The sequence below is a fragment of the Salegentibacter maritimus genome (genome assembly GCF_016236915.1).
GTDB lineage: Bacteria > Bacteroidota > Bacteroidia > Flavobacteriales > Flavobacteriaceae > Salegentibacter > Salegentibacter maritimus.
This window is the reverse complement of sequence record NZ_JAEHOK010000029.1, coordinates 26,819-34,013: the sequence shown is the minus strand read 5'-3', so window position 1 is coordinate 34,013 and position 7,195 is coordinate 26,819. Positions and strand designations below refer to the sequence as shown.

The window sequence follows — 7,195 nt, the reverse complement described above, 5'->3', positions numbered from 1 at the left end:
TCCTTCCACCATAGCCCTTTTAAACTGTTGAAACGTCCAGGTGCCCATACCCGTGTCGTGTGGAGTTAAGTTTGCCGCATATGAAACTCCCCAGGGACCCACAAAAGCAGTTAAATCCTGGTTCATTAGCATCCACCCCTCTTCTAAGGCTTGCTTATTCAATGAGGGTAAATTGTTATTTGCCTGAAATCCTGAAAAGGCTAGTTCAGTAATCATCTCTGGTCCTCTTTCCCCTAGTTTTTTAGGACTATGACAGTCATGACATCCAATTATTTCTACAAGGTACTTACCACGATTTTCATATTCTGTGGTACTTGATTTTTTTTCTTCAATTGTATTTAGGCTAATTCCTTTTGTGAAGTTTTCTTTCTTTTCTTCTTTGCATGAACCAAATAAGATTATAGTTAGTATACTTACACTAAATAAACACAGTTTTAATAAGGGCTTTCCGGAAATAGATTGTAATAGTTTCATAATGCCGATTTTATATTTCTTTAATTTATAAAATCGGCAGAAATCAACTTATAGGGGAAATACCTATATTTTCAATTTAAATTTCCCGGTTAATACTCAATACAGGAAGATCGTAGTTGTTAATTATTTCTTCGGTAATGCTTGGGCTAAAAATAGTATCGAAGCCTGTGCGATGATGTGTTATACTTGTGAATAGGTCGGGTTTTAATTTGTTAAGAGCCATTCCTAACCCACGAGCTTCATTATTGGCATTTAAACACCGAACTTTTAAATCTTTAATTCCAATTTTTTCTAGAAACTCATTAGCCATATTATCAATTTCATCTGTTTCTTTAAAATTATAAGGAGTATTTATGTAAACGATTTCAATTTGGCTTTTTAATTTTGTTAGGATGTTATAGATTTTTTCAAAGGCTTTTAATGATTTTTCCTGTAAGTCGGTAGCTATAAGAATTTTCTTTAGTCTGTTAAAATCAAAGTAACTCTTTATTGCTAATACCGGAAGCTGAGATTGTCTAATTAGTTTTTGGGTGTTAGAACCTAATATTTTTTCAATGCCTTTAGTGCCATGCGTTCCCATAACAACTAATTCATAATATTTAGGATGAACATAATTTACCAAATCATCCATGCCTGTATTATAGATTATACTATATTCTGCTTCAACATTATTTTTATTCGCTTTTTGTTCCCATTTTTTTAATTCGTTTTTGGCATTGTTAATTCTTTCTTTAGTTTCAGGATATTTTTTTTCATCTTCTTTCGGTAGTTTGCTCCAGTCTACCGGTGTGGGTACACTATGTAAAAAACGTACGGGAAGTTGTAATGAATGTGCAAGAGCAAGTGCAAACTCAGAGGCGTTATTTGCAGACTCAGAGAAATCAGTTGGTATTAAAATATATTTCATGACAATGGTTTTCAATAAATTTAAGCTACATAAATATAATTAGAAATGAGGAATATCAGGTTTAGTCTCTCAGGCGTAGCCTGGAAATATTAATTCTACTATTTTTGAAGCACTATGAGAATAAATAATTTGGAACAGGGATTTTTTGGAATTGGAATACAGAATGGGAAAACTCCTGAAAATCTTGGAGTACTATGGCGTTCGGCCCAAAATATGGGGGCAAGCTTCATTTATACCATAGGTAATCGTTATGCAAAGCAGGCTTGTGACACTCATAAAGCTGTAGGTGCCATGCCTTATTTCCACTACAAAACCTTTGAAGATTTTTATGCACATCTCCCAAAAGGAGCCATGTTGGTAGGTGTGGAACTTACCGATGAAGCCGAAGCACTCGAAACGTTTAAGCACCCCAGGCGTTGTGTTTATCTACTGGGAGCAGAAGATCATGGCCTATCTAAAGAAGCTATCGAAAAATCTCATTTTTTGGTAAAATTCCAGTCAAGCTTAAGTTTAAATGTTTCTGTGGCTGGGAGTATCATAATGTACGATAGAAGCAGTAAAACGCATTTTTCTACCTAATTTTCCGAAGCTTTTTTTATAAACTTCATTTTGTCAGGGATTCTTGAACAGTTTGGTTAAATTAGCGGCAGTTATAATAAAAATTTTAAAGGAATGAGATACCTATCCAGAGCTATGCTTGGTCTGGCAGTTGCCGGTTTGTTTTCTACCGGTACCAATGCCCAGGAGGTTGTAGAGAACAACCAAAAAGATTTTAATGAATTTATGGATCGCAGTGGTAATATGTACCGCTCAGCTTCAGGTAAACCGGGGCCGGAATATTGGCAAAACGAAACCGATTATAAAATTGAAGTGACTTTAAACGATGAAGATCATACCATACAAGGGCATATTGAGCTAACCTATACAAATAATAGTCCTCAAGATTTAGATTTTATATGGATGCATTTAGAGCAAAACCGTTTTAAAGAAGATTCTCGCGGATATTTAACCACTCCAATTCAGGGAAATCGTTATAATGGCGATATAGATGGAGGATATACCATTACCAACCTTAAAGCTAAGGTAAAAAGAAGTTCTTCTTCAGAATATATAATATCGGACACCAGGATGCAGGTATTTTTTGATGACCCAATTCCTGCCAATGGTGGTGAAGCTACCGTTTCTATGAATTTTGAGTACAAGATTCCGGTAGAAGGTATGGATCGTATGGGAAGACTTGCTGTTGAAGATGGTACTATTTATGCTTTAGCACAATGGTTTCCTAAAGCAGCGGTTTATGATGATGTAGAAGGATGGAATATTGAACCTTATCTTGGCGCTGGCGAATTTTACCTTGATTATGGCGACTACGACTATAAAATTACTGCACCTGCAAGTCACATAGTAGTAGCATCAGGGGAATTGCAAAACCCCAGGCAGGTTTTATCTCCTACCGTAAGGGAAAGAATGGAAAAAGCTTCTAAAAGCGATTCTACCGTGTATTTAATCAAGCCCGAGGAAGTAAACGATATGTCTTTGCGTGCAAAACAAGAAGGTACGCTTACCTGGCATTTTAAAATGGAAAACACCCGCGATATAGCTTTTGGTTCTTCAAAAGCATTTATTTGGGATGCAGCCAAAATAGATTTGCCTAGCGGAAAGAAAGCCATGGCACAATCGGCTTATCCTAAAGAAAGTGACGGGCAGGGTGCCTGGGGCCGTTCAACCGAATATTCTAAAGCTTCTGTAGAACATTATTCAAACAAATGGTTTGAATATCCTTATCCTGTAGCTATAAATGTTGCAGCCGATATTGGTGGAATGGAATATCCGGCATTAAATTTCTGTAGTTGGAAAAGTGAAGGTGCTTCTTTATGGGGAGTTACAGATCACGAATTTGGGCATAATTGGTTTCCTATGATTGTAGGAAGTAACGAAAGAAGATATGCCTGGATGGACGAAGGTTTTAATACTTTTATTAATTATTACAGTACTGTAGAATTTAACAATGGAGAGTATCCGGCAAGATTAAATAAAACCAGGAATATGACTGGCTGGTTTACCAGTGAGCAGCGTGAAGGCATAGATACCTATCCAGATGTTTCTAACCTAAGAAACCTTGGGATGATAGCTTATTATAAGCCCGCTATTGGTTTATTATTGCTTAGAGAATATATTTTGGGCGAAGAGCGTTTTGATAATGCTTTTAAATCTTATATTGAAACATGGGCGTATAAACATCCACAACCAGCAGATTTCTTTAACCATATGGAAAACGTTTCAGGGGAAAATCTTTCCTGGTTTTTTAGTAAATGGTTTTATGGTACAGGAAATATAGACCTGGGAATAGATGCGGTAAGAGCCTATGAAGGTAATTATGTGGTTTCTCTTTCAAATGAAGGAGAAATTCCTATGCCTGTTAAAATGGAAATTACTTATGGTGATGGTTCTTCTGAAGAAGTTACACTTCCGGTTGAGATATGGCAACGTGGAGATTCGTGGAACTATCTGCACCGAACCGATAAAGCGATTGAAAAGGTGGAATTAGATCCAAATAAGATTCTGCCCGATGTAAATTCAGGTAATGATTCCTGGCCAAATACTTTCTACGAAGATTAAGAGTATATTGAACAAAGAAAAAGCCGTTTGAAGTTAATTCTAACGGCTTTTTTATTTTTCTATTTTCCTTTAAAAAGTGATTTTTCTTTAATCATTTTTGTTGTGCTTTCCGGAAGCATAGCTTCCCAACCGGCTTTTCCTTCTATAATCATCTCATGAACCTGTCTTGAATGGATATCTAAAGTTTCAGGATCATAATCTTTAATATCTACTACCCGGCCATTATCTTTAAAATATTGATATAGCTCCTGCATTCTGGGGTGAACTTTTAAGTTTTCACTAGTAATAATTTCACCCGTTTCCTCGTCTTTTAATGGGTATAAATAAATCTTCAGGCTTTTAAAGAATAACTTTCCAAAGGCCTCCAAAATTCCTCCGCTTAAATGCCTGTAATATCTTTGGTCAAAAATATCTTTTAGCGTACTTACTCCCATGGTAAGTCCCATTCTTTCTTTGGTATGTTGTCCAAAATACTCTACAACCTTATAATATTCCTGAAAGTTTGAAATCATTACCGTTTGCCCCAAAGAACCTAATAAGTCTGCTCTGTCTAAAAAGTCACGTTCGTCTATTTCCCCTTCTCCTTTAAGATTGGAAAGAGTAATTTCAAAAATAACTACCGTCTTATCTTTATCTACCTTTCTTTCATTTAAAAAAAGCTTAAGCGATTTTTCATACATCGCCATATTTACCTTCGTAACAGGCCTGAAACTTCCGCGAAGCGTTAAAATATTTCTTTTGTAGAGAATACTGGCCGGTAACACATTATTACCGTCGGGAGCAAACATAATGGCTTCGGTGATTCCATTTTTAACCAGCTCTAAACTCATTAAACGATTATCTACATTTTTAAAAACAGGCCCTGTAAAATTAATAGCATCAATTTCAATTTTGTCGGTGGTAAGATGGTCAAAAAGGTGTTTGAGTAGTTTTTTGGGATCATCGTGGTGATAAAATGCGCCATAAATGAGGTTTACCCCCATGATACCTAAACTAATTTGCTGATGAACCGCATTATTTTCATGAAATTGTACGTGTAAAACAATTTCACTATAGTCTTCTCCAGGCGTGGTTTGAAACCTAATTCCCAGCCATCCGTGGCCTTTGTATTTCTTTGCCCAGTCTATGGTAGCTACTGTATTTGCATAGCTGAAAAAAAGTTTATTAGGATGTTTTAAGCGTGAAATGCGTTCTTCTATAAGTCCCGTCTCGTAACGCATCATACTGGTTAAGCGCTGCTCTGTAACATAGCGCCCATCATCTTCAATCCCGTATATGGCATCACTAAAATCTTTATCATAGGCACTAAGGGTTTTTGCCACCGTGCCCGAAGCACTCCCTGCCCTAAAAAAATGGCGCACTGTTTCCTGGCCGGCGCCAATTTCAGCAAAGGTGCCGTATATATTTTCATTGAGGTTAAGGCGCATGGCCTTATTTTGCACAGAGGTTATTTCTTCAAACTCTTTCTCTCCTTCCGAAATTATAGACATGATATGCGTTTTAGTTTGAAGTATAAAGTTAAGAAACTTAAGCCTTTTCTACTGCAACTTTATACGTAGGGTCTTCCAGAATATTTACTTCAATAATAGCATCTGCATTACTTAATAGGCTCCTACAATCTTCACTTAAATGTCTTAGGTGTAATTTCTTACCTTGTTTCTGATACCTTTCTGTAAGTTTATTTAATGCCTCAATTCCCGACATATCTACTACACGACTTTCAGAAAAATCTATAATCACTTCTTCAGGGTCGTTTAAAACATCAAATTTATCATTGAATGCCTGTACAGATCCGAAGAAAAGTGGCCCATAAATTTCATAATGTTTTATACCTTCTTCGTCTACTCGTTTTCTGGCACGAATGCGTTTGGCATTATCCCAGGCAAAAACCAGGGCTGAGATAATTACTCCCACAAGTACTGCCAATGCAAGGTTATGAAGAATTATGGTTACTAAAGTTACCAAAACCATTACCAGAACATCAGACTTGGGCATTCTTCTAAAGGTTTTTAGACTAGCCCACTCAAAAGTTCCCACGGCAACCATAATCATTACCCCGGTTAGTGCGGCCATTGGTAATAGTTCTATTACCGGTGCACCTACGAGAATTATAACTAGAATGGTAAATGCAGCTACAATTCCAGAAAGCCGTGCGCGAGATCCAGAAGATAAATTTACCAGTGTTTGGGCTAACATAGGGCAGCCGCCCATTCCGTAGAAGAAGCCATTGGCAATGTTTGCAGTTCCCTGGGCTAAACACTCTTTATTACTACGGCCACGGGTCCCTGTGATTTCATCAACGAGATTTAATGTTAATAGACCTTCAGTTAAACCTACTGCAGCCATAATTAGTCCATATGGAAAAATCACCTGTAACATTTCCCAGGTAAGGGGAACCTGTGGAATATGGAAAGGTGGTAAGCTACCACTAACTGAAGCAATATCTTTTACTTGTCTTGTTTCAATTCCGAAGAAATAAACAATAGCGAAAACAACCAATATGGCTACTAAAGATGGTGGTACTGTTTTGGTTATTTTTGGGAGAATAAGAATGATGCCAATAGTTAACGCTACCAGTACTATCATAATTAATAAAGCATCTCCGGTTAGCCATTGTACCTGGCCATTAATTATTTCTTTAAACTGTTCTAATTGGGCAGTGAATATAATTACTGCCAAGCCATTAACAAACCCGAACATTACAGGTTGCGGTACTAGCCGAATAAATTTACCCAGCTTAAAGATCCCGACTGCAATTTGAATAATTCCGGCCATGGCCACTGCCGCGAATACATATTCTAATCCGTGGGAATTCATTAAAGCGATTAAAACTACCACGGTAGCGCCGGCACCACCAGAAACCATGCCCGGGCGCCCTCCAAGTACGGCGGTAATAATCCCCATAATAAAAGCTGCATACAAACCTACCAGTGGGGGGAAATCTGCAAGAATAGCAAAAGATAAGGATTCTGGAATCATAGTCATCGCTACGGTAAGTCCTGCAAGGACTTCATTTTTATAATCAACTTTTTGTGAAAAATCAAACAGGTTGAAGATTTTTTGCATCAGAATTTAATTTTAATAAGTATTGGGAGCGGAATATTTTCCGCAGAAAATAATGTTGGAATATAATAAAAGTAAAACCTTAATTGCCTAGGGCGGAGTAAGTGGAGACGAATATTTGCTAATTCCTTG

At 37.1% G+C, this 7,195-nt stretch carries 6 protein-coding genes; 2 read left to right on the top strand and 4 right to left on the bottom strand.

Features of this window, described 5'->3' with window-relative positions:
* On the bottom strand, positions 1-474 hold a 474-nt coding region (locus I6U49_RS15505; protein ID WP_198629513.1), incomplete at its 3' end, for a diheme cytochrome c-553.
* Positions 475-550: 76 nt separating this feature from the next.
* Positions 551-1,381 carry a universal stress protein gene (locus tag I6U49_RS15500; protein ID WP_198629512.1) on the bottom strand — a complete coding sequence of 277 codons (831 nt, stop codon included), beginning with the start codon at positions 1,379-1,381 and terminating at the stop codon, positions 551-553.
* A gap of 114 nt (positions 1,382-1,495) precedes the next feature.
* Between I6U49_RS15500 and I6U49_RS15495 the strand changes: the two genes are divergently transcribed.
* Positions 1,496-1,960: an RNA methyltransferase gene (locus I6U49_RS15495; RefSeq protein WP_193712349.1), complete on the top strand. Its 465-nt coding sequence runs from the start codon at positions 1,496-1,498 to the stop codon at positions 1,958-1,960.
* 93 nt (positions 1,961-2,053) lie between these two features.
* Entirely contained in the window at positions 2,054-4,000 is a 1,947-nt protein-coding gene (locus I6U49_RS15490; protein ID WP_198629511.1) for a M1 family metallopeptidase, read from the top strand.
* A 59-nt stretch (positions 4,001-4,059) separates the two neighbouring features.
* Here the strand turns inward: I6U49_RS15490 and I6U49_RS15485 are convergent, their stop codons facing one another.
* Together I6U49_RS15485 and I6U49_RS15480 are read right to left on the bottom strand one after the other, a co-directional pair.
* Positions 4,060-5,490 (bottom strand): TonB-dependent receptor, encoded by a 1,431-nt coding sequence (locus I6U49_RS15485; RefSeq protein ID WP_198629510.1) that lies wholly within the window; start codon positions 5,488-5,490, stop codon positions 4,060-4,062.
* Positions 5,491-5,527: 37 nt separating this feature from the next.
* A complete protein-coding gene (locus tag I6U49_RS15480) occupies positions 5,528-7,066 on the bottom strand; it encodes a SulP family inorganic anion transporter (protein WP_198629509.1) in 1,539 nt (512 codons plus the stop codon).
* Between the last annotated feature and the right edge of the window lie 129 nt (positions 7,067-7,195).